This window comes from Rhizobium sp. CB3171 (genome assembly GCF_029714265.1).
GTDB lineage: Bacteria > Pseudomonadota > Alphaproteobacteria > Rhizobiales > Rhizobiaceae > Rhizobium.
In genome coordinates, this window is record NZ_CP121653.1 from 2,618,826 (window position 1) to 2,639,465 (window position 20,640).

A 20,640-nucleotide genomic window follows, 5' to 3' on the forward strand; every position below is an offset into this window, starting at 1 on the left:
CAGGCATGAGCAAAGCCTACCTGAACTACGCCGCAAAACGCCTCGTGCAGGCGATCGTCGTGATCCTGCTGGCTTATGTCTTCACCTTCGTCGTCGTCAGCATCCTGCCCGGCGATCCGATCACCAACGTGCTGAACAACCCCCAGAACGGGTTCACGCAGGAGGAGATCAAGGAGATCATCGCCGCCCAGGGCCTGGATAAGCCGATCCCGGTCCAGCTTTGGACATCCTTTTCCGGCTTCGTGACCGGCGATCTCGGCCTGTCGATGCGGACCAACCGCCCCGTGACAACCCTGATCGCCGAAGTGCTCCCATCGACGCTGGTTCTTGCTTCTGCAGGCCTCATCGTCGCACTACTGCTGGCGGCGGTGATCGCCTATGGCACACAGTTTCTGCCGAAACGGTATGGCCAGGGCCTGCTGCGAGGCTTCCCGTCGCTGTTCCTGTCGGTGCCGAACTTCGTGATCGGCCTGGTGCTTATTCACCTTTTCGGCTTCCAGCTCGGGGTCTTTCGCGTGATCGAGCCCGACAGTTTCTGGGCGACCCTTTTTGCAGCCATCGCTCTCGGCATCCCGATCTCCGCGCAAATCGCCGAAGTGCTAATCGCCAACCTCGATCATGAGTCGAGGCAGGAATATGCCGCCGTCGCGCGGGGTCGCGGCCTCGGGCAGCTGCCCCTGTTCGTCAAGCATCTGCTGAAGCCGTCTTCGCTCCCGGTCGTTACCGTCGTCGCGTTGACGATCGGCGAGCTGCTCGGGGGCTCGCTGATCACCGAGACAGTCTTTGGGCGCACCGGTCTCGGCAGTTTGGTGCAGCGGTCGGTGAGTACTCAGGACCTGCCCGTCCTTCAGGCGGTCGTCTCGCTGGCGGCCGTGGTCTTCGTCGTCGTCAACCTGCTCGCCGATCTTGCCTACCCACTGCTGGACCCTCGCGTAAAACTCCTTGGCGCGCCCGGGCGTCGTCCAACCACAGCCGACGAAGGTTCCGTCGACATCTCCAAGGCGGTGACGTCATGACCCTCGCCTCCCTCTCCTCTCCCTCGCGCGTCACCGCGATCGGCCGGCTGACTGCGCTACGCGTACCACCGGTCGTCGTCCTCTCTTTCGCCGTCGTCACGCTCGCGATTGCCTGGTCACTCGCCCCCAGCCTGTTTACGAGCTATAGCCCGGTCAACGGCGTTCCTGCCCAGAAGCTGCTCGGCCCCAGTGCGGCGCACTGGTTCGGCACCGATCACTTGGGTCGCGATCTTTACGCACGCGTTGTCTATGGCACGGCCTCCTCGGTGGCGAGCGCACTGATTGCTGTGATCATAGGCATTGTCGCAGGTGGCCTCATCGGTCTTCTGGCCGGCTTCTTCGGCGGCTGGGTAGACACCACTCTCGCCCGTCTGGTCGACGTGTTGCTTGCAATCCCCAAATTCTTGCTTGCCGTGATCGTCGTCACCGCGATCGGTTTCGACACCACGAACGCCGCCATCGCGACGGGCGTATCGGCTGTGGCCCTTTTCGCCCGAGTGATGCGCGCCGAGGTCATCAAAACGCGGCAGGCGACCTTCGTCGAATCTTCCTTTCTGTTGGGCGGGTCACGCTGGCACATCCTATGGCGCCACGTCCTGCCGAACGCATCGCGCTCGGTATTGCCGCTTGCCGTGCTGCAGTTCGGCGACTCGATCCTGGTGATCGCCAGCCTTGCCTTTCTCGGGTACGGCGACCCGCCGCCGGCCTCCGACTGGGGCCTGCTAATCTCGATCGGCAAGGACTATCTCAAATGGCCATGGCTGGTCTACGCACCCGCCTTCGTCACGATCGCGACCGTCCTCTCTGTGAACAGGATCAGCCGATGGCTCCGCAAGACAGACTGACCGCCACTTTCACCCACGCCGAGACCAGCGCGCCACCGCACGGGTCAGTCCCCCTCCTGCGGGTCGACGACCTCTCTGTATCCTACGGGCCGCACCAGGTCGTTGCCGGCGTCGGATTCAAGCTCGGCCGCGGCAAGAGCCTTGCTCTCATCGGAGAGTCAGGCTCGGGTAAATCGACCATCGCCCGCGCGGTACTGCGGTTGCTCCCCGACGGCGGCGGCGCCACAGGCCGCGTCGAGTTCGATGGTCAGGAGGTGCTGGGGCTCTCCGGGTCTCGTTTCCGGCCGCTCAGGGGACGAGCAATCGGCTTCGTCCCGCAGGACCCCGGCAACTCGCTCAACCCCGTGCGGACGATCGGTGTCCAGGCGATGGAGGCGGCCGCGCTCATCGACGAGCCCAACAAGGCGATCCGCAAAGCGCTCATCCTGGAAACCTTCGCCCAGGTGGGGCTCGACAATCCCCAACGCGTCTACGACTCCTATCCGCATCAATCGTCCGGCGGCATGCTGCAGCGCGTGCTGATCGGCCTTGCGGTCCTCCCACGGCCGTTGCTGCTTGTGGCGGACGAGCCCACTTCCGCGCTCGACGTCACGATCCAGAAGCGAATTCTCGACCTGCTCTCACGATTGCAGCACGAGCTGGCTATCAGCCTGCTCCTCATCACCCACGATTTGGCGATTGCAGCCGAGCGAGCAGACACGCTGGTGGTGCTCAAGGATGGTACCGTGCAGGAGGCCGGTCGCACCGCGACCGTTTTCTCCTCGCCGAGCTCGGCCTACGCGAAGAAGCTGCATGCCGACGTTCCAGCCCTTAACCCCGACCGTTATGCCGGATTGCGCAATCCGGGCTTCCGTTTGCTGAGGAGCGAGGCCGGTAAGACGCCGAAGATCGAGGTCAGCGCCGTCACGAAGAGCTTCGCGGTCGACGGCAAGATACTGACTGCCGTCAACGCCGTGTCCTTCTCCGTGCAGGCCGGCACGACGCATGCGCTGGTCGGTGAATCGGGTTCGGGCAAGACGACGACGATCCGGCTGCTGCTCGGGCTCGACGAACCCGACACGGGAACCATCTCGGTCGCCGGCGAAGAGCTCACCGGTCGCTCGCACCAGTCGCTGCGTGCGGTGTGGCGGCATCTTCAGCTCGTTTACCAGAACCCGTTCACCTCGCTCGACCCGACCTGGAAAGTCGAGCAGCTGGTGCGCGAGCCTCTCGACCGGTTCAAGATCGGAACACCCAAGGAGCGGGCCGCACTAGTCCGCGAGGCGCTCGCCAATGTCGGACTCGGCGAACACCTGCTTAACCGCAAGCCAGGGGCCTTGTCCGGCGGCCAGCGGCAGCGCGTGGCAATCGCCCGGTCGCTGGTCCTCAAGCCCGACGTGATCGTGCTGGACGAACCCACCTCCGCTCTCGATGTCAGCGTGCAGGCCGACATCGTCGAAGTGCTGCTCTCTCTCCAGGCCAGGCTGGGTCTGACCTATGTGTTCGTATCTCATGACCTGGCGCTTGTCCGTCAGCTGGCGCACACGGTCTCGGTGATGCAGCGGGGCAGCATCGTTGAGCATGGAACCGTCATCGATATCTTCGACAATCCGCAACATCCCTATACGGCATCGCTGCTGGAATCGATCCCGTCCGGCATCGCCGGTCCCCCCCACGTACCACAGCTAAAACCCCGACACATTCTCCGTGGGGAGCGTATCGCATGACCATCGCTGTGCCCGCCGGCGCCCTCCCCGCATCGTTCCGCCCGAAGCAGCGGCTGGGTTTCAACACCAGAGTGTCGTTCAACGACGAGGCCGGCCCGGCTCAGGGCTTACGTGACGGGATCGCGCTGTTCAAGCACGCCGAACAGCTGGGCTACCAGTCCGGCTGGGCCTATCAACGTCACTTCGACCATTACCTGTCTTCACCGCTTCCGTTTTTCGCCGCTGCCGGCCAGCACACGAGGCGTATCACACTCGGATCGGCGGTCATCCCGATGCGCTACCAGGATCCCATCCTGCTCGCCGAGGCAGCAGGCACGACAGACCTTCTGATCGACGGCCGGCTGGAGCTCGCCATCTCGACCGGCGCCAACGGAGCATTCGATGCCGTGTTCGGCGCCGTCGACACCGACGCGCGCACGGAGGCCAAACGCCGCCAGACGCGCTTCCTCTCCGCGATCGCAGGCGACGTCCTGCACACCGTCGTCGAGCCGGGCCAGGGCGCGCCGCAGTGCGCCAAGCTGCGCGTGACGCCGCATAGTCCGACGCTCCGTGCCCGCATTCGCCAAGGTTCGGCCAGCCTGAGCTCGGCCGTGCAGGCAGCCGAACTCGGTATCGGGCTCATCTCGGGAACCGTGCTGCACGACCAGACCGAAGGCGAGACGTTCGGGCAGTATCAGGCCCGGATCATCGAGATCTTTCGTGCCACCTGGCGCAAGACATGGGCGACGGAGCCGCCGCCTGTGGCCGTCGCAGCCTCCATCCTTGTCGGCACCACTGCCGAGCTTCGGGAAAAATACGCCGCCTATGACCTCGAGCGTCGCACGAAAGGGATTGCAGCATCGCGGCCCAAAGGTGCGCTCGAGCCGGCCAACCAGCCGGCCGGCATCCTGATTTCGCCTGTCTTCCAGGGCACGCCCGACCAGGTGATCGAGGCGGTATTCAATGATCCAGGGCTCGCCGCCGCAGACGAGCTCGTGCTCTTTCTGCCGCCGGCCTTCGGGCTTGCCGAAAACGCGCGGCTATTGACCGATCTGGCCCAGACGGTTGCTCCGATCCTCGGATGGTCGCCTGCCGCGGCGCCATGAGGTTGCAGCAGGCTTGGGGTCGCGCGGCCCTGCCCACCGGCGACAGCAGGGAATATTTTCTATATATTCAGTAGAAAAAGAAAGACCTGTCTTCCTCTGTCGATCATGGCGACCTAACCTTCTCCTACTGTCTGGAAACCTCAAGGAGCTCACATGACCGCGGAATTCATCAGCGTCAGTTTTCCCAACGAGTCGAATGACCTGAACCCCATTCCCGACGCCCCGGTGGATCCCCGTTATCTGGAGCGATACGCACGCGCCCTCGACGACTACGGTTTCAACTATACGCTGATCCCCTACTCCTCGTCTTCCTTTGATCCCTTCACGCTCGGCGCCACGGTGCTGGCGCATACAAAGAATATCAAGATCATCGTCGCGCTCAGGCCGAACACCGTTTATCCGACGGTTGCGGCCAAAGCGCTCGCCACCCTCGATCAGCTGAGCGGCGGCCGCGTCGTTGTTCACTTCATAGCCGGCGGCAGCGACGAAGAGCAGGCGCGTGAGGGCGACTTCCTCAACAAGGAGGAACGCTACGAACGGCAGGAAGAGTACATCCGCATCCTGCGTCTTGTCTGGACCTCGACAGAACCTTTCGACTTCAACGGCAAACATTACCAGTTCAAACAATTTCGCAGCGCGGTGCGGCCGACCAATGGGCTTATTCCGATTTCGCTCGGCGGCTCATCGGATGCCGCCTATCGCATTGGCGGTTCGCTCTGCGACATCTTTGGGCTCTGGGGCGAACCGCTTGCTGAAACAAAACAGCAGATCGAACGGATTTACGCGGAAGCGGCAAAGGCCGGCCGCGCGGATCGCCCGCGCATCTGGGTCACCTTCCGGCCGATCGTCGCCGAAACCGATGAGTTGGCATGGGCAAAAGCCCATAGGGTGCTGGTTCGATTGAACGAGAACCGGCAGCAGGGCTTGGCACGTGCACCCGTCAATGCTGCACGGCCGGCCAATGTCGGTTCGCAAAGGCTTCTGGACATTGCCGCACGCGGCGACGTTCACGACCGCGCATTATGGTACCCGACGGTCACTGCCACCAACGCGAGCGGCGCAACCACCGCACTCGTGGGTTCACCGCACACGATCGCAGATTCCATCCTCGACTACATCGATCTTGGCGCCGATCTGATCTCGATCCGCGGTTATGACAACTATAACGATGCGGTCGATTACGGGCGCTACATCCTTCCGCTCGTGCGGGAAGGCATTCGCGAACGGGAAGATGCGAAGAAGAAAACAGCTGCGTGACATGCGCAGTCTGGTTCCATCGCTAGACTGCGCAACCGCCGCTCCCAAGCTTAGCCAGAGCCATTCGCTATCTCCTGAGGGTGACGCCCCCGATAGACAGAAAGTCCGAGCGACATGTTCGATGATCCAATGGTGCCAGACGCTACCGTGCGCGTTCTCGCAGAGGCCGCCCCGGATGCGGATCAGACCGGTCAGTTTCCCTGGGCCGGCATTCGAGCCGTGCACGAGAGCGGGCTGCTTGAAAGCACCGTTGCCACCCGTTATGGCGGCCAGGGCACCGGGTTGAGCGATGCCGCCCACATCCTGGCCGCCTTGGGACGGGGGGATCCTTCGGTGGCGCTGATCAGCGCCATGACGATCTTTACTCATCTCGGCCAGGCGGCAAAAAATCATTGGCCGGACGATCTCTACCGGCGGCTGCTGGGCGAAGCGAAGCAAGGGCCGCTGTTGCTGAATGCCGCCCGCGTCGAGCCGGAGCTGGGTTCGCCGGCGCGTGGCGGCCTGCCCGCGACGCTCGCCCGCCGCACGGCGAACGGCTGGTCGATCACCGGCCGCAAACGCTTTGTAACAGGCGCCTACGGCCTTACGCATTTCCTCGTCTGGGCGCATACGGACGAAGTGCCGGCGCGAGTCGGAACCTTCGTGGTGCCGAACGGATTGCCCGGCATCAAGGTGATCGAGAACTGGAAAAGTCTCGGCATGCGCGCGTCAGGGTCGCATGATGTCGAATTTACCGACGTCGAGATCCCGGTGGAGAGCGCGCTGGAACTCGTTGATCCGTCGGTGGCCCAGCAGGACAACCGAGCGCATGCGGCGATGACCTTGGCCTTGACTGCAATCTATCTCGGCGCCGCCGAGGCCGCACAGGCGGCTTTTATCCGTTTTGCCCATGAACGCGTGCCGGCCAATCTCGGTCATCCCATCGCTCGTACGGAGCGCTTCGTGGCGCTCTCGGGTGAAATCGACTTGCTCGTCTCCGGCGCCCGCCAGATCATCTTTGGCGCGCTCGAAAATAGCCCCGGCGATGCGGAAAGGCTGATCAGGGCGAGGCTGCTCGCCGGTCGGCAAATCCGCGACGCCGTGCAGATCGCGGTCCGCGGCATCGGCAATCCAGGGCTCAACGCCGATGTGGGCCTTGAGCGTCATTTTCGGGATATCCAGTCCGTGCTCGTGCATGCTCCGCAGGAAGATACGTCCATCTCCATCCTGGGCCGCTCTGCCTTCGACCGATGGCACCGTGCCGAAGCCGCCCAATCGGAAACCTCGACGAGCGCGCCCGTTCTGAAGACGGCCTGAAGGGAGCGATCGGACGTTTCCGCCTCCCTGACGCCCGCGAATACATCTTTGAAAGGAACTTGAATGAGCAACAATCTGATCGTCGGCTTCTCGGGCAATATCTCGCGGCCCTCGAGCACCAGGCGTTTCGTGGAAAGCGTGACGGAAGCGCTGGGAAGGCAAGCCGGCCTGCAGCATGTGGTTTTCGACGTCGAGGACCTCGGCTCATCTCTGGCGGCGGCAAGATCGGTAGCCGATCTCGATCCCGCCGCACGCAAGGTGATCCGAACGATTGTCGAGGCCGAGGCCCTCGTTGTCGGGTCGCCGACCTACAAGGGAAGCTATACGGGCCTGTTCAAGCACGTCTTCGACCTCCTCGATCCCTCAGACTTGCGCGGGAAGCCTGTCCTTTTGACCGCGACTGGCGGCGGCGACCGGCACTCTCTGGTCGTCGAACACCAGCTCCGGCCCCTATTCGCATTTTTCGAGGCCTTTATCCTGCCGACGGCAATCTACACGTCGGGCCGCGATTTTACCGATGGCAAGCCGTCAGTGGCCATCCAGGCCCGCGTGAATCAAGCTCTGGCTGAGGCTTCGGTTCTTGTGAAGCCTCGCTTGGGCGCCACCGCGATCGCTGCGGAGTAGGCATCGTCTATTATGAGATCGAGGCCCGCGCCCTATCTTCCAGCGGGGGATAAAGTCAGCATCGTCGTTCGTCGCGGTTCCGGCCGTTGCTTTCAGCGGTCTTGGCGACAAGAGCTGCTAGTCCGCGCTTATCGTTTCCAGCTTTTTCACCACTACATCGAGGACGCGCTCGTGCTGGCGGACCGGATCGTCGTCATGCGGCCTTGGCCGGGCCGCATCCTTGACGAAATCAGGATCGACCTGCCAAGGGGGCGAGACCGGGCATCCGCCTCCTTCGAAGTCGCCAAACGGCAATTGTTTTTGTCGCTCAATCGATCGCTGCAGCCTTCCTGACAAGACGAATCGAGTTGATCTCAATGGCGCCGTCTCTTCACCGCTTCAGGTGGAAGAGGCGTGACGCGCCGATAATCATTAACATCGGGCTCTTGTAAAGATTCGAACCATTAGCCCCTCATAGACGGGCCCGAATTGGGCAACGCTACCTTTTTGGAAGGGCTTATCTCAGCGTTCGATCCGACGCAGTTCCTGTCAGACAGGGGGCCTGATGAAACTCTTGTTTCCTGATCATACAGGATTTCAGAAGCACTCCCCTGACTTCAACTGCTTGATTGAAGAACAAAAACATCAGGGCGGGGCGCGACATATTAATCTACAAATTTAGTAGAAAATTGAAATTCCCTTCTCCGCTCCGTAGCCGAATCGCAGCGATACGCTTTGCCAATCGCTCCCCTCCTCAAGACAATATCATCAGTGGCACCGTCGTCAGAGTGCTGCCAGACCGAGTTTGAATTGGAATTCAGGAAGGAAACGCAAATGGCATTTCGCCCACTGCATGATCGCGTCGTAATTCGACGCGTCGAGAGCGAGGAGAAGACAAGAGGCGGGATCATCATCCCGGACACGGCCAAGGAAAAGCCGCAAGAGGGTGCCGTCGTCGCCGTCGGTCCGGGCGTGCGAGACGAGAGCGGCAAGCTGGCGCCTCTCGACGTCAAGGCCGGTGACCGTGTGCTGTTCGGCAAATGGTCCGGCACCGAGATCAAGATCGACGGCGAAGATCTGCTGATCGTCAAGGAAGCCGACATCCTCGGCGTTGTGGCCTAACTCAGCATTCTAGGAAGGAACTCATTTATGGCTGCCAAAGAAGTCAAATTTTCCACCGATGCCCGCCAGCGGCTATTGCGCGGCGTCGATATTCTCGCCGACGCGGTGAAGGTGACGCTGGGTCCGAAGGGGCGCAATGTCGTTATCGAAAAATCATTCGGTGCTCCCCGCATCACCAAGGACGGCGTGTCCGTCGCCAAAGAAATCGAGCTTGAGGACAAGTTCGAAAATCTCGGGGCGCAGCTGTTGCGCGAAGTCGCCTCCAAGACCAATGATCTTGCCGGTGACGGCACCACGACGGCAACCGTGCTGGCACAGGCCATTGTTCGCGAGGGCGCAAAGGCCGTCGCCGCTGGCTTGAATCCTCAAGATCTGAAGCGTGGCATTGACCTTGCCACCGCCGAAGCCATTCGCAGCATCAAGGAACGTTCGCGCAAGGTCGCCTCTTCCGATGAGGTTGCACAGGTCGGAACGATCTCAGCCAATGGTGAAGGCGAAATCGGCAGGCTTATCGCCGAAGCTGTCCAGAAAGTCGGCAATGAAGGCGTCATTACTGTCGAAGAGGCAAAAAGTTTCGAAACAGAACTGAATGTGGTCGAAGGGCTGCAATTCGATCGGGGTTATCTGTCACCTTACTTCGTCACGAATGCGGAAAAACTGATCGTCGAATACGAGGATGCCTATATCCTGATCCACGAGAAGAAGCTCGGATCGCTTCAGCCGTTGCTGCCGCTGCTGGAGGCAGTGGTTCAGACCGGCAGACCACTCCTGATCATCGCCGAGGATGTCGAAGGCGAGGCGCTGGCAACGCTCGTTGTCAATAAGCTGCGCGGCGGCCTGAAGATCGCCGCCGTCAAGGCGCCTGGCTTCGGCGACCGCCGCAAGGCTCTGTTGGAGGACATCGCGATCGTCACCGGCGGCGAAGTGATCTCCGAAGATATCGGCATCAAGCTCGAGAACGTGACACTCGAGCAGCTCGGCCGAGCGAAAAAGGTCCGTATTGACAAGGAGAACACGACGGTCGTCGACGGCGCCGGTGCAAAGGCTGAAATTGACGCCCGTGTTCAGCAGATCAAGACGCAGATCGAGGAAACATCCTCCGATTATGACCGCGAAAAGCTGCAGGAACGTGTTGCCAAGCTCGCTGGCGGTGTCGCGGTCATTCGCGTCGGCGGTTCCACCGAGATTGAGGTCAAGGAAAAGAAGGATCGCGTCGATGATGCGCTGAACGCGACGCGCGCCGCGATCGAAGAAGGTATTGTACCCGGCGGCGGCGTTGCGCTTCTCAGGGCAAAGACTGCTGTCGAAGCTTTGAAGAACGAAAATCCCGACATTCAGGCCGGAATCCATATTCTTCTGAAGGCGCTTGAAGCACCGATCCGCCAAATTGCCGAGAATGCCGGCGTCGAAGGCTCGATCGTCGTCGGCAAGGTGCTTGAAAGCACTTCGCAGACCTTTGGCTTCAACGCACAATCGGAAAAATACGTCGATCTCCTCGAGGAAGGCATCGTCGATCCCGCCAAGGTGGTGCGCACCGCTCTCCAGGATGCGGCCTCCGTCGCCGGTCTCCTGGTGACGACCGAAGCTCTGATTGCCGAACTGCCCAAGGAAAAGCCGCCGGTCCCGGCAGCTCCAGGCGGCGGCTTCGACTACTAGCCCGCATCGCATGACGCATCGCTGGCGAGCTAACCGCCAGCGATGCCGCCAGAGCGTTAGCGTCAAATTCCATCCCTCGATCTGATCTTCTCGTCCCAGAGGTGGCGCCGGAGCGCGACGCCCCCAGAAACACAAGCAAAGAAACCTGTTATGCCTGAAACCATAAGGACCTTGCCCGTCATCGACCTCCGTCGCTTCGCTCCGGATCACTCCGAACGGCTCGAGGCGCTGGACGAGTTGCGTCAAATCTCCCGCACCATCGGTTTTTTCTATCTTACCGGTCACGGCATCCCGCAGGAGGAAATCGACTCCCTTACGGCACTGGCTCGTCGCTTCTTCTCTTTACCGGAAGACAAGAAGCTGGAAATCGAAATGCGCAGGTCGCCGCATTTCCGCGGCTACAACCGCGCCGGCTTCGAATATACGCGGGGAAGCCAGGATTGGCGCGAACAAGTCGATTTCGGTCCCGAGCGCGAGAAGCCGGCTCTTAAGGCTGGCGATCAGCCCTGGAAACGGCTGATCGGACCAAACCAGTTCCCCTCCGCTCTGCCCGAATTGCGTCCTGCCGTGCTGAAATGGATCGATGACGTCACGGGCGTCGGACTCAAGGTCTTGCAGGCGTTCTCCGAAGCCCTTGGCCAGAAACCGGACGTCTTTTCGCCGATCTACAGCAATGGGCCAAACCAGTTGCTCAAGATTGTCCGCTATCCCGGTCGAGACCAGACCGAAAGCGATCAGGGCGTCGGGGCGCATAAGGACGGCGGTTTCGTAACCATCCTATTGCAGGACGTTGTAGGCGGCCTGCAGGTCGATGATGGCAGTGGCGGCTGGATCGAAGCGCCGCCAATCCGCGGCACCTTCGTCGTCAATATCGGCGAGCTGTTGGAGCTGGCATCGAACGGCTATCTGAAGGCCAACATCCATCGGGTCGTCACGCCGCCGGCCGGTGGCGATCGTCTGTCCATCCCCTTCTTCCTCGGCGCCAATCTCGCCGCGACCATCCCGGTTCTCGATCTGCCGCCGGCGCTTGCCGCAGAAGTGCGCGGTGTTACGCAGGACCCACTCAATCCTCTGTTCCGCGAGGTCGGACGCAACGTACTGAAGTCACGCTTGCGATCCCACCCCGACGTTGCACAAGCCCATCATGCCGATCTGCTGCAGGAACAGCAGCCGCAGGCGGAGTCCGCCTGACCCTTCAGGCGGACAGACGAACAACAATCTGACCAAGCACAGAAAGGCGAACTGCATGACGATTCACAATCCGCCGACTCCCACTGCCGAAGCTGCTCCGATTGCTGCTGGCGCCTCCGGTCCGCGCAGCCTGCGCCGTCATCCTGAAACCATCGCGCTTCATGGTGGCAGCTTCCGCTTCGATCCAACGACTGGGGCGATCGCGGTTCCGATCTACCAGACAACTTCATTCCAGTTGCCGGGCACCGAGGGTGCCGACAAATTGTTTGCGCTGGAAGCAGCCGGCCATCTCTATACGCGCGTTTCAAACCCGACACAGGATGCCTTCGAGCAGCGGCTGGCCGAACTCGAGGGAGGCGCGGCCGCCCTGGCGCTCGCCTCCGGTCAGGCAGCATCTGCCTTTGCCGTCCTCAATCTTGCCCGCGCCGGCGACAATATCGTCAGCGCGGTCGGCCTTTACGGCGGGACCTGGGCTTTATTTGCGGCCACGCTGAAAGGTTTCGGGGTCGAGGTCCGTTTCGTGGACGCCAATGATCCCGAAGCTTTTGCACGCGCAACCGACGAGAAGACACGTGCCTACTACGCCGAATCCTTGCCCAACCCGAAACTTGAAGTTTTCCCCATCGCCGAGGTGGCAGAGGTCGGCCGTCGCTTCGGCATACCGTTGATCGTCGATAATACCGCAGCACCTCTCATCATCCGACCGCTTGAACATGGCGCCGCCGTCGTGGTCTACTCCACCACCAAATATATCGGCGGACACGGCACCGCGATCGGCGGAGCGATCGTCGATGGCGGCAATTTTCCATGGAAAGAGTTGAGCGATCGGCAACCAGCCCTGCACGAGCCCGATCCGAGTTATCAGGGTAAGAGTTGGATCGACAAGGCGGCACTGATCGATTTCCATCCATACATCCTGCGCATCCGCGCAGTGCTGCTGCGCGACGTCGGCGCTCCCATCAGCCCCCAAAACGCGTTTCAGTTCATCCAGGGGCTTGAGACCTTGCCGCTTCGCTTGCGCCAGCACAATGAAAACGCCATCAAGGTGGCGGAATTCCTGAAGGCTCATCCCAAGGTATCGAAGGTCATCTTCCCGAAATTCCAAGAGGGCATCGCCGCCGAACGAGCGCGGAAATATCTGCGCGATGGCTACTTCGGCGCGCTGGTCGGCTTCGAGGTGAAGGGCGGCCGCGAGGCCGGGCGTCGTTTCATCGATTCCCTGCAACTGCTCTATCATGTCGCCAATATCGGCGACGCGCGCTCGCTGGCGATCCATCCGTCGACAACGACGCATTCGCAGCTCTCGGCGGAAGATCAATTGGCAACCGGCGTGACGCCTGGTTACGTCAGGCTGTCGATCGGTATTGAACATGCCGACGATATCATCGCCGACATCGCGCAAGCGCTGGAATCGGCGTGAGTTCCCAAGGCGGGATCCATCCCGCCGTCTCCATTGCGAGATGCCCTCTTTTTAGCCGAACTGCGTAACGCTGCTACTGGCGTAACGTCGATTGCCAACACCGGGTGAGAAAAGTGTTTTCCAAACAGGCGCTTCTTTATAATAATCTATCTATTTTATAGATTATATGTGTTTACGTTCGATGACGCAGGCGAGTTCTGATCCTCCCAAGCTCGGCTCGCCTGCGGGGGACACCATTTTTCAGGAGAATTTCATGCAAGCAATTTCCGCCATTCAGCGGCATCTGAAAGGCGCCGTCGGCGCCGCGATGATTGCCGCCGCTGCCTTGCTGCCGGTTGCGGCGCAAGCCGGGCAGACACTGGACAAGATCAAGGAACGTGGGGTGATCAAGGTCGGCGTCGGAACGACGCCGGGTTTCTTTACACCAGACAGTAATGGCCGCTGGCAGGGCTTTTTCGTTGATTTTGGCAGGGCGCTGGCCGTCACCGTTTTCGATGACCCCGAGAAGGTCGAGTTCACCAATTCCTCGCCGCAGCAGCGCTTGCCGGCGCTGCAGGCGGGCGAATTCGATATCCTGCTTTCCGGCGTGACCGAAACTATCACCCGCGCCTTCAAGCTCGGCTTCCACTTCGGTCCGGTCGTCTTCTATGATGGACAGGGTCTGCTCGTTCGCAAGGATCTCGGCGTCAACAAGGGTGAGGACCTCGATGGGGCGACGATCGGCGTCCAGAGCGGGACGACCGGCGAGCTCAACATCGCCGATTTCTTCCGCAAGACGGGTAAGAAGTTTACGCCGATCACGATCGAGGAGACGAGCGAGTTTACCAAGGCCCTCGATACCGGCCGCGTCGATGCATTAACGCAGGACTCGACCGATCTCGCCGCAAGGCGCACACAGCTCAAGAAGCCGGACGACTATATTCTCCTGCCAGAACGACTGTCCAAGGAACCGCTGGCGCCAGCCGTTCGCGCAGGCGACGATCAGTGGCTCGAAATCGTCAACTGGACCGTCTACGCCACGATCCAAGCGGAGGAATTCGGCATCACCAAGGAGAATGTCGATACGTTCCTGACGAGCGAAGATCCGGCCATCAAGCGTTTCCTCGGTGTCGATCCATCGCTTGGGCAGGCAATCGGCCTGGATCCAAAATTCGCCTACAACATCATCAAGGCGGTCGGCAATTACGGTGAGATCTTTGAGCGAAACGTCGGCAAAGGCACGCCGCTCAATTTCGACCGCGGCTTGAACCAGCTCTGGACCAAGGGCGGTCTGATCTACTCGCCGCCGTTCCGTTGAGCCTCTCGTGCTGTCGCGTATCGCATCACGGAAGAGATACGAACCGGGCTTTGCGAAGCCCGGTTTTTGGGCCTTCGCCCGTCAATGGCTTGGTCCCTCGCCACTTACTCAAGCGGCGTTCCTCTTCGTCGTCCTCGCCGTTGTCTTGCATCTCAGTAATAACGTTGTCGAGACCGCGCAGAGGCTCGGCCTGAAACTCGGCTTCGCGTTCTTGTCTCAACGGGCGAATTTCGAGATCGGCGAAAGCCTTATCGCTTATTCTTCCTCAGATGCCTATGGTCGCGCGCTGTTGGCGGGTCTGCTCAACACCATCAATGTCGCCTTCTTCGGGTGCGTGATCGCGACCGTTTGCGGCGTGATGCTTGGCATTGCGCGTCTATCTGGCAATCTCGTGCTGGCCTCCGTCGTGCGCGGCTACGTCGAAATATTCCGTAACACGCCATTGCTTCTTCAGCTCTTTCTGTGGAGTGCGATCTTCCACAATCTGCCGGCGCCGCGTCGGGCAATCGAATTTTCCGGCAGTTTTTTCCTCACCAATCGCGGCGTTTTTATTCCGCGGCTGGTTTTGGACGGACCTTCCGCGTTCATCTGGTTGCCGTTGGCCGTTATGGCGGCCGGGGTTACGGTCATCGCCACGCGCCGACTGTTCTTCGGCCGGCGTTTTTATGCGACCCGCATCCTCGCGTTTTCCGTAGCGGCTTTCGGCGCTGCGTGCTGGGCGACAGGCGTTTCCATATCCGCCGAGCTGCCAGCACGGGGCGGCTTTAATGTCAGCGGTGGCCTCTCGCTGACGCCGGAGTTTGCAGGGTTGTTGACAGGCCTCGTCTTCAATTCGGCGGCCACCATTGCCGAAATTGTGAGAAGCGGCATCCAGTCGGTCGGCAACGGTCAGTGGGAGGCCGCCCGTGCTTTAGGCCTTCGTCCTGGCCACATCATGCGGCTTATCGTGCTGCCGCAGGCTCTTCGGGTGATCACGCCGCTCATGACATCGAGTTATCTCGATCTCACCAAGAATTCGAGCCTTGCCGTCGCCATCGGCTTTCCCGATCTCGTGAGCGTCGCTAATACCACCGCCAACACTACGGGTCAGACGCTGGAGGCGATCACCATCATCGCCGTCGCCTATCTCACTCTCAATCTTGCGGTCTCTGCGCTGATGAACGTCTACAACCGCCGTATCATGCTAAGGGAGGAACGGCGGCGATGAGCGAACTGCAGATCGTCCTTCCGAGTCTTCGTCGACGAAGCTTCACCACCGGACTTTTCGATAGCAAACTGAATGGTTTCCTGACACTTGCATGCCTTGCGATCGCAGTATGGATGTTCATGCCGCTGTGGCGCTGGGCTGTCAATGACGCGGTGTGGACGGGCTTGGGGCCAGACTGCGGCGTCGATGGCGCCGGTGCCTGCTGGGCCTTCATCCGCGCGAAATTTCGTTTCATCATTTTTGGTTTTTATCCGCCCGCCCTGCAATGGCGGCCCTCGCTCGTCATCCTGGGGATTGCGATTCTGCTATTCGTATCCTCCAGACCGCAGTCCTGGAGCAGATGGCTTCTGCTGCTCTGGTTTTTGGCGATACCCCTCTGCTGGCTTTTGATGGCTGGCACGCTGTTGCCGCCGAAGGTTCCAACCAACCAGTGGGGCGGACTTCCAATCACCCTGCTGGTCTCGCTGATCGGACTGGCGACAGCCTTTCCCATCGCCCTTCTGCTGGCGCTCGCCCGTCGATCCGAGATGAGGATCTTCCGTGTACTCGCGGTGGTCTTCATCGAGTGCCTGCGCGGGGTTCCGCTAATTGCCGTCCTATACGTCGCGATGCTCGTCGTTCCGATGGCGCTGCCGGCGGATGCGCTCACGGACAAGCTGCTGCGAGCGCAGGTCGGGATTACGCTGTTTGTCTCCGCCTATCTGGCCGAGGTTATTCGAGCAGGCCTCCAATCGATCCCGGCCGGCCAGACAGAGGCCGCCTATTCGCTCGGACTTGCCTACTGGCAAACGCTGCAACTTGTCCTTCTGCCCCAGGCATTGCGGACCGTCATCCCGGCAATCGTCAATCTGTCCATAGGCATTCTGTTGAACACGTCGCTGCTTGCCGTCATCGGCATCTCCGATCTGTTGAACGCCGCAAAGATGGCCGCAACGGATCCGAACTGGCTGGGCTTCTATACAGAGAGCTTCGTCTTTGCCGGCTGTATTTATTTCGCGATCAGCTTCGGTGCCTCGCGTTACAGCATCTGGCTGGAAAGAAGACTTCGGGCCAGAAAATGACTTGCAGCAAAACCGAACAGCGTATGTTGCTGAACTTCAGAGCCGGACGCTATCGGCAAAGTGTGCGGCTCTCCGCAGTCGGACATAACATGCAGCGATCATCGAGGCGTGATGCGGGGGTCAGGGCATGGCATTCATTTCGTCTTCAGGAGTTTCGGCGCCCGGAGCCGCGTACGACGAATTTGCGGGCCGTGAGCAACTTCGCGCCAACTCGTCGGAGTTCCGCAAGGATGTGATCGAAGTCACCGATGGGGTGTTTGTGCCGGTAGGCTACTCAGCTAGCAATGTGACATTGATCCAGGGCGAGAACGGATCGATTATTGTCGACACATCAGCCAATCTGGTCGATGCGGAGGCGATCGTTAAGGCATTCGGCGATCGGATGGCGCGGCCGGTTTGCGCGATTGTCTACACACACAATCATCCTGACCACTCTGGCGGTGCCAGGGTTTTTGCCGGGAACGACGCCCCTGAAATTTATGGGCATCAGATATTGGCCGATTCCACTCCGGAATTCGGAAGGGGCCTACGCGACGGCGGCGATACCTTTGGTACGACGCTGCCTGATGAGCTGTACATCAATGCCGGCACTCAACTCGAATATGGTCGGACGACGCCGCACACGCGCGAGGGGTTCCTTTCTCCGAACCGAACGTTCAGTGGAGAAGAAGCGACGATCGAAGTCTCGGGCGTCCGAATGCAACTCATTCACACGCCTGGAGAGTCCCCCGAGAATATCTCGGTCTGGATTCCCAGCAAAGGCGTCCTTTTACCCGGTGACGATTTTTATAAGTCCTATCCGAACCTCTCGCCCCTTAGGGGGCTGCGGTTGCGTCCGCCTGAGAAGTGGATTGCCAGCATCGAAAAAATGATCCCTCTGAATGCCAAGTACCTCGTGCAAGGGCACATGCGTCCAATCCTCGGCGAGGATAACGTCCGTCAGGCCCTCGCGGTATATCGGGAGGGCATCAAGACCGTTCTCGACCAGACGTTAGCGGGCATCAAACAAGGAAAGAGGCCGGACGAACTGGTACAAGAGGTGAGACTATCGTCGGAGTTGGCTCAAAGCCCCTACCTGCAGGAATATTATGGCGGCGTCGCCTGGACGGTGCGCGGTATCTACGCAGATTATGTAGGTTGGTTCGACGGCAATGCCACCAACATCTTCCCGCTGCCGCCAGTGGATCGTGCGAGGAGAATGCTTGATCTCGTCGGCGGCGCGGAGGAAATGCTGGTCCGGGTGAATGAAGCGATCGAAGCCTGCGAGTTTCAATGGGCTGCTGAACTGATCGACCATGTGCTGGCGGTCGAAATCGACAATGCCGGGGCCAAACGTCTCAAGGCCAAGGCTCTGACGGAGCTGGGAGAGCGTCAGATGAACGCCACGGCCCGAAATTACTATCTTACATGCGCTCAATTCCTTCTAAATGACCAGTCGACACAGGCGACCGACAACGGCAGTTGAGGCTTAAGCAAGTCGCGTATACGAGGTTTCTTGGCCCCGGCCGTTCAGCGCACATCTTAGAATTCTTTTCTGATATCTGCAGATTATTTGGCATTGATGGCAATGGTCATCCAAATCTCTGCGCTCTATAGTCTATTAAATTAATAGACTATAGAGCCTGCCACCTAACGGCTTCGCCGTCTGGCGATAAGAGCAGATTAGATTGCATCGGATACTCCAATGACCAGACAGGTGATCGAATATGCCGGTATCCCCGTCGGCATCGTCATTCCAGACAACAGCTCGCTGAAGTTCATTGCCGTCAAATTTCATGTGCATGACCTTGATGGTCAGTACTTTACCTCCCCATCGGACGTGCTGCGAGCAATCCATAAATTGATGTCGGCGTCCGGCGGCAACGTTCGTCGCGCCGCTTAATCTGAGGGGATGTCATGGGAAGGTTACGCCACTTCTTCCGCCTCTCTGCGCTACGCGACGATCTTGAAACGAGGCTGCTTGTTCGGGAATACCGCCTCCTGCTCTTGGACGACCATTTCGACGACGACGGAACCGATAGTGAACTTCGCGCGAAATGCGCCGAGCTTTCTAATGAAATCTCTTCGCGCCGCTCCCGGCATCTGTAGGGCCAACCAGGAAGATAATGTATGCAGAACATTTTTTTCGCCAAAAGAGCCCCCTCATTGCGGACCGCATTGAGGGCAGTTGTTTTAGCAGCCATCATCCCGCTCGCATTCCAGAACACCGCTCTAGCTGGCCAAAAGGTGCTCCTGTCCTATGAGGCGACACCGTCTGTGGGGTTCCATCTCCCGCGGCTTGCCCATGCCAGCTATGATGATCGAGTGGCGTTTTCAGCCGAGGTGCTGAAGGATATCGTCCCCAAAATCATATCAGCCAACGGCATCGACCCTGCAACGCTGGAAACGGAAGTGACGCCCGGCGGATATCTCCTGAAAACTAACGCGTCGCTTCAGACCGAGGGAGAGCTTGATGACGCCACGGCCGATCGCTTGGCCGGCTCCCTTGGCTACATTTTCCGCCAATATAGCGTCCTCGTCTCCCGCCTCGACGACACAACAGGCAAAACTGGCTTTGCTGTTGTTCGGTTTCCCAAGGACACACTCAGCGCTTCCGTCGCACAAAAGTTCTTTGAGGCGGCCGATGCGACAAAAAAGGGCTTAGGTGGGGGCTATACGGTGTTCGGTGACGAGCAAATCTTTCTCAACGTCACCAATTCCGAAGGAAAACCCTATAGCGGCCTGGACGATGCCACCTTCGTTGACGGGCTAAAGCAAACTGCTGCATCGTTTGGCGCTCCGGCACCGGAAGTCTCTATGTCCGGCAAGGCAGTCGCGCGATTTGTCGGCAATGATTGGGAGAAGGCGAAGGTCGGCGAAGACTACATAAGCCTGCTTGGCGGGCCTACATCTGAATTGGTGAAAAAGTTAGAATCGATAAGCGGCGACTATGCCTCCCTCGTCGCAAAAGTCGCCGAAAGTAAAGGCTGGGACCGCGACGAATGAGGATACAGCGACGTGGATTTGCCGGAACTTTTCTCCTCATGGATTTTCGAGAATGCGTGTCGCACGGCGCCAGGAGTGGGACGAAATTGATATCGTCATGAAGTCTCTGAAGCTTGATCCTCACCGAGGAAGCATAAGATATCACGATAGAGCTGGAAGCGGCCCACCGCTCATCTTCCTCCACGGGCTTGGCTGTAGTTCATCGGGTGACTATCTGAGCGTGGCCGCCGATCCCGCCCTGACCGGGCGCCGGCTGATCCTGATCGACTTGCTGGGATCAGGCTTCAGCGACCATCCACGTGACTTCGGCTATACGATTGAAGACCATACTGGCACGATCATAGATCTGATCCGGGCGTTGGACATCGGATCGTTCGACGTCTTTGGCCACAGTATGGGCGGGGCGATTGCGAGCTCGGTTGCATATACGCTCGCCGATTCCGTTCGATATCTGGTTCTTGGCGAGCCCAATCTTGATCCGGGCGGTGGCGCTTTCAGTCGCATGATCGCGCAGATGAGCGAGGCTGATTACGTCCGCCACGGTCACGCCGACCTCATTTCCAAGTCCCTATCGGACGGAAACGACTTATGGGCCGCCTCGCTGTCGCTCTCGTCGCCTCATGCCGTCCATCGCGAAGCAACGTCTCTCGTGTCTGGAACCGACCCGAGCTGGCGTGACCAACTCTATGCCTTGCCCGCGGTGAGAACTATCATCTTCGGAGGCTGTTCCCTGCCGGATCCGGATGTTGAGGTTCTCTCTTCAAACGGGATACATATTGAAATCATCCCTGATGCCGGACATTCCATGGCCTGGGAAAAGCCTCAGGACTTGGCATTGGCGATCGCACGGGCTCTTTGCCTACCGCGTGACGTTTCCTGACGTAACCGTCGGC

At 59.8% G+C, this 20,640-nt stretch carries 19 protein-coding genes; all 19 read left to right on the forward strand.

Annotated features, from left to right (window positions below; all coding sequences use genetic code 11):
• Positions 1–5 precede the first annotated feature (5 nt).
• The 19 genes from QA648_RS31090 to QA648_RS31180 all read left to right on the forward strand — a co-directional run bounded on the left by QA648_RS31090 (position 6) and on the right by QA648_RS31180 (position 20,627).
• The gene (locus tag QA648_RS31090) at positions 6–1,016 is read left to right on the forward strand and encodes an ABC transporter permease (protein WP_283052785.1); all 1,011 of its coding nucleotides are present in this window, start codon (positions 6–8) and stop codon (positions 1,014–1,016) included.
• Positions 1,013–1,861, forward strand: a complete 849-nt coding sequence (locus QA648_RS31095; RefSeq protein ID WP_283052786.1) for an ABC transporter permease — start codon at positions 1,013–1,015, stop codon at positions 1,859–1,861. The genes QA648_RS31090 and QA648_RS31095 overlap by 4 nt, the downstream gene beginning before the upstream one ends.
• Positions 1,840–3,567, forward strand: a complete 1,728-nt coding sequence (locus QA648_RS31100) for an ABC transporter ATP-binding protein (protein WP_283052788.1) — start codon at positions 1,840–1,842, stop codon at positions 3,565–3,567. The genes QA648_RS31095 and QA648_RS31100 overlap by 22 nt, the downstream gene beginning before the upstream one ends.
• The gene (locus QA648_RS31105; protein ID WP_283052790.1) at positions 3,564–4,652 is read left to right on the forward strand and encodes an LLM class flavin-dependent oxidoreductase; all 1,089 of its coding nucleotides are present in this window, start codon (positions 3,564–3,566) and stop codon (positions 4,650–4,652) included. Before QA648_RS31100 ends, QA648_RS31105 begins: the two co-directional genes overlap by 4 nt.
• Positions 4,653–4,805: 153 nt before the next feature.
• A complete protein-coding gene (locus QA648_RS31110) occupies positions 4,806–5,909 on the forward strand; it encodes an LLM class flavin-dependent oxidoreductase (RefSeq protein ID WP_283052792.1) in 1,104 nt (367 codons plus the stop codon).
• A 114-nt stretch (positions 5,910–6,023) separates the two neighbouring features.
• The gene (locus tag QA648_RS31115; protein WP_283052794.1) at positions 6,024–7,205 is read left to right on the forward strand and encodes an acyl-CoA dehydrogenase family protein; all 1,182 of its coding nucleotides are present in this window, start codon (positions 6,024–6,026) and stop codon (positions 7,203–7,205) included.
• 63 nt (positions 7,206–7,268) lie between these two features.
• Positions 7,269–7,829, forward strand: coding sequence for an FMN reductase (gene msuE / locus QA648_RS31120; RefSeq protein WP_283052796.1), 561 nt, complete (start codon positions 7,269–7,271; stop codon positions 7,827–7,829).
• Between the two features lie 12 nt (positions 7,830–7,841).
• Positions 7,842–8,162, forward strand: a complete 321-nt coding sequence (locus tag QA648_RS31125; protein WP_283052798.1) for a hypothetical protein — start codon at positions 7,842–7,844, stop codon at positions 8,160–8,162.
• A 480-nt stretch (positions 8,163–8,642) separates the two neighbouring features.
• Positions 8,643–8,930, forward strand: coding sequence for a co-chaperone GroES (gene groES, locus QA648_RS31130; RefSeq protein WP_283052800.1), 288 nt, complete (start codon positions 8,643–8,645; stop codon positions 8,928–8,930).
• Positions 8,931–8,957: 27 nt separating this feature from the next.
• Entirely contained in the window at positions 8,958–10,586 is a 1,629-nt protein-coding gene (gene groL / locus QA648_RS31135) for a chaperonin GroEL (RefSeq protein ID WP_283052801.1), read from the forward strand.
• 150 nt (positions 10,587–10,736) lie between these two features.
• Positions 10,737–11,777 carry an isopenicillin N synthase family oxygenase gene (locus tag QA648_RS31140; RefSeq protein ID WP_283052803.1) on the forward strand — a complete coding sequence of 347 codons (1,041 nt, stop codon included), beginning with the start codon at positions 10,737–10,739 and terminating at the stop codon, positions 11,775–11,777.
• Positions 11,778–11,832: 55 nt separating this feature from the next.
• Positions 11,833–13,197, forward strand: a complete 1,365-nt coding sequence (locus tag QA648_RS31145; RefSeq protein ID WP_283052805.1) for a PLP-dependent transferase — start codon at positions 11,833–11,835, stop codon at positions 13,195–13,197.
• A gap of 253 nt (positions 13,198–13,450) precedes the next feature.
• Complete coding sequence (locus tag QA648_RS31150; RefSeq protein ID WP_283052806.1) at positions 13,451–14,494, forward strand: amino acid ABC transporter substrate-binding protein; 1,044 nt, start codon at positions 13,451–13,453, stop codon at positions 14,492–14,494.
• 7 nt (positions 14,495–14,501) lie between these two features.
• Entirely contained in the window at positions 14,502–15,701 is a 1,200-nt protein-coding gene (locus tag QA648_RS31155) for an ABC transporter permease subunit (RefSeq protein ID WP_283052807.1), read from the forward strand.
• Entirely contained in the window at positions 15,698–16,762 is a 1,065-nt protein-coding gene (locus tag QA648_RS31160) for an amino acid ABC transporter permease (protein WP_283052808.1), read from the forward strand. Before QA648_RS31155 ends, QA648_RS31160 begins: the two co-directional genes overlap by 4 nt.
• Positions 16,763–16,889: 127 nt before the next feature.
• Positions 16,890–18,227, forward strand: a complete 1,338-nt coding sequence (locus QA648_RS31165; protein ID WP_283052809.1) for an alkyl/aryl-sulfatase — start codon at positions 16,890–16,892, stop codon at positions 18,225–18,227.
• A 219-nt stretch (positions 18,228–18,446) separates the two neighbouring features.
• Positions 18,447–18,644 carry a hypothetical protein gene (locus tag QA648_RS31170; protein WP_283052810.1) on the forward strand — a complete coding sequence of 66 codons (198 nt, stop codon included), beginning with the start codon at positions 18,447–18,449 and terminating at the stop codon, positions 18,642–18,644.
• Between the two features lie 227 nt (positions 18,645–18,871).
• Positions 18,872–19,747 (forward strand): hypothetical protein, encoded by an 876-nt coding sequence (locus QA648_RS31175; protein ID WP_283052811.1) that lies wholly within the window; start codon positions 18,872–18,874, stop codon positions 19,745–19,747.
• A 52-nt stretch (positions 19,748–19,799) separates the two neighbouring features.
• On the forward strand, positions 19,800–20,627 hold the full coding sequence (locus QA648_RS31180) for an alpha/beta hydrolase (protein ID WP_283052812.1): 828 nt from the start codon (positions 19,800–19,802) through the stop codon (positions 20,625–20,627).
• The last annotated feature ends 13 nt before the right edge of the window (positions 20,628–20,640 follow it).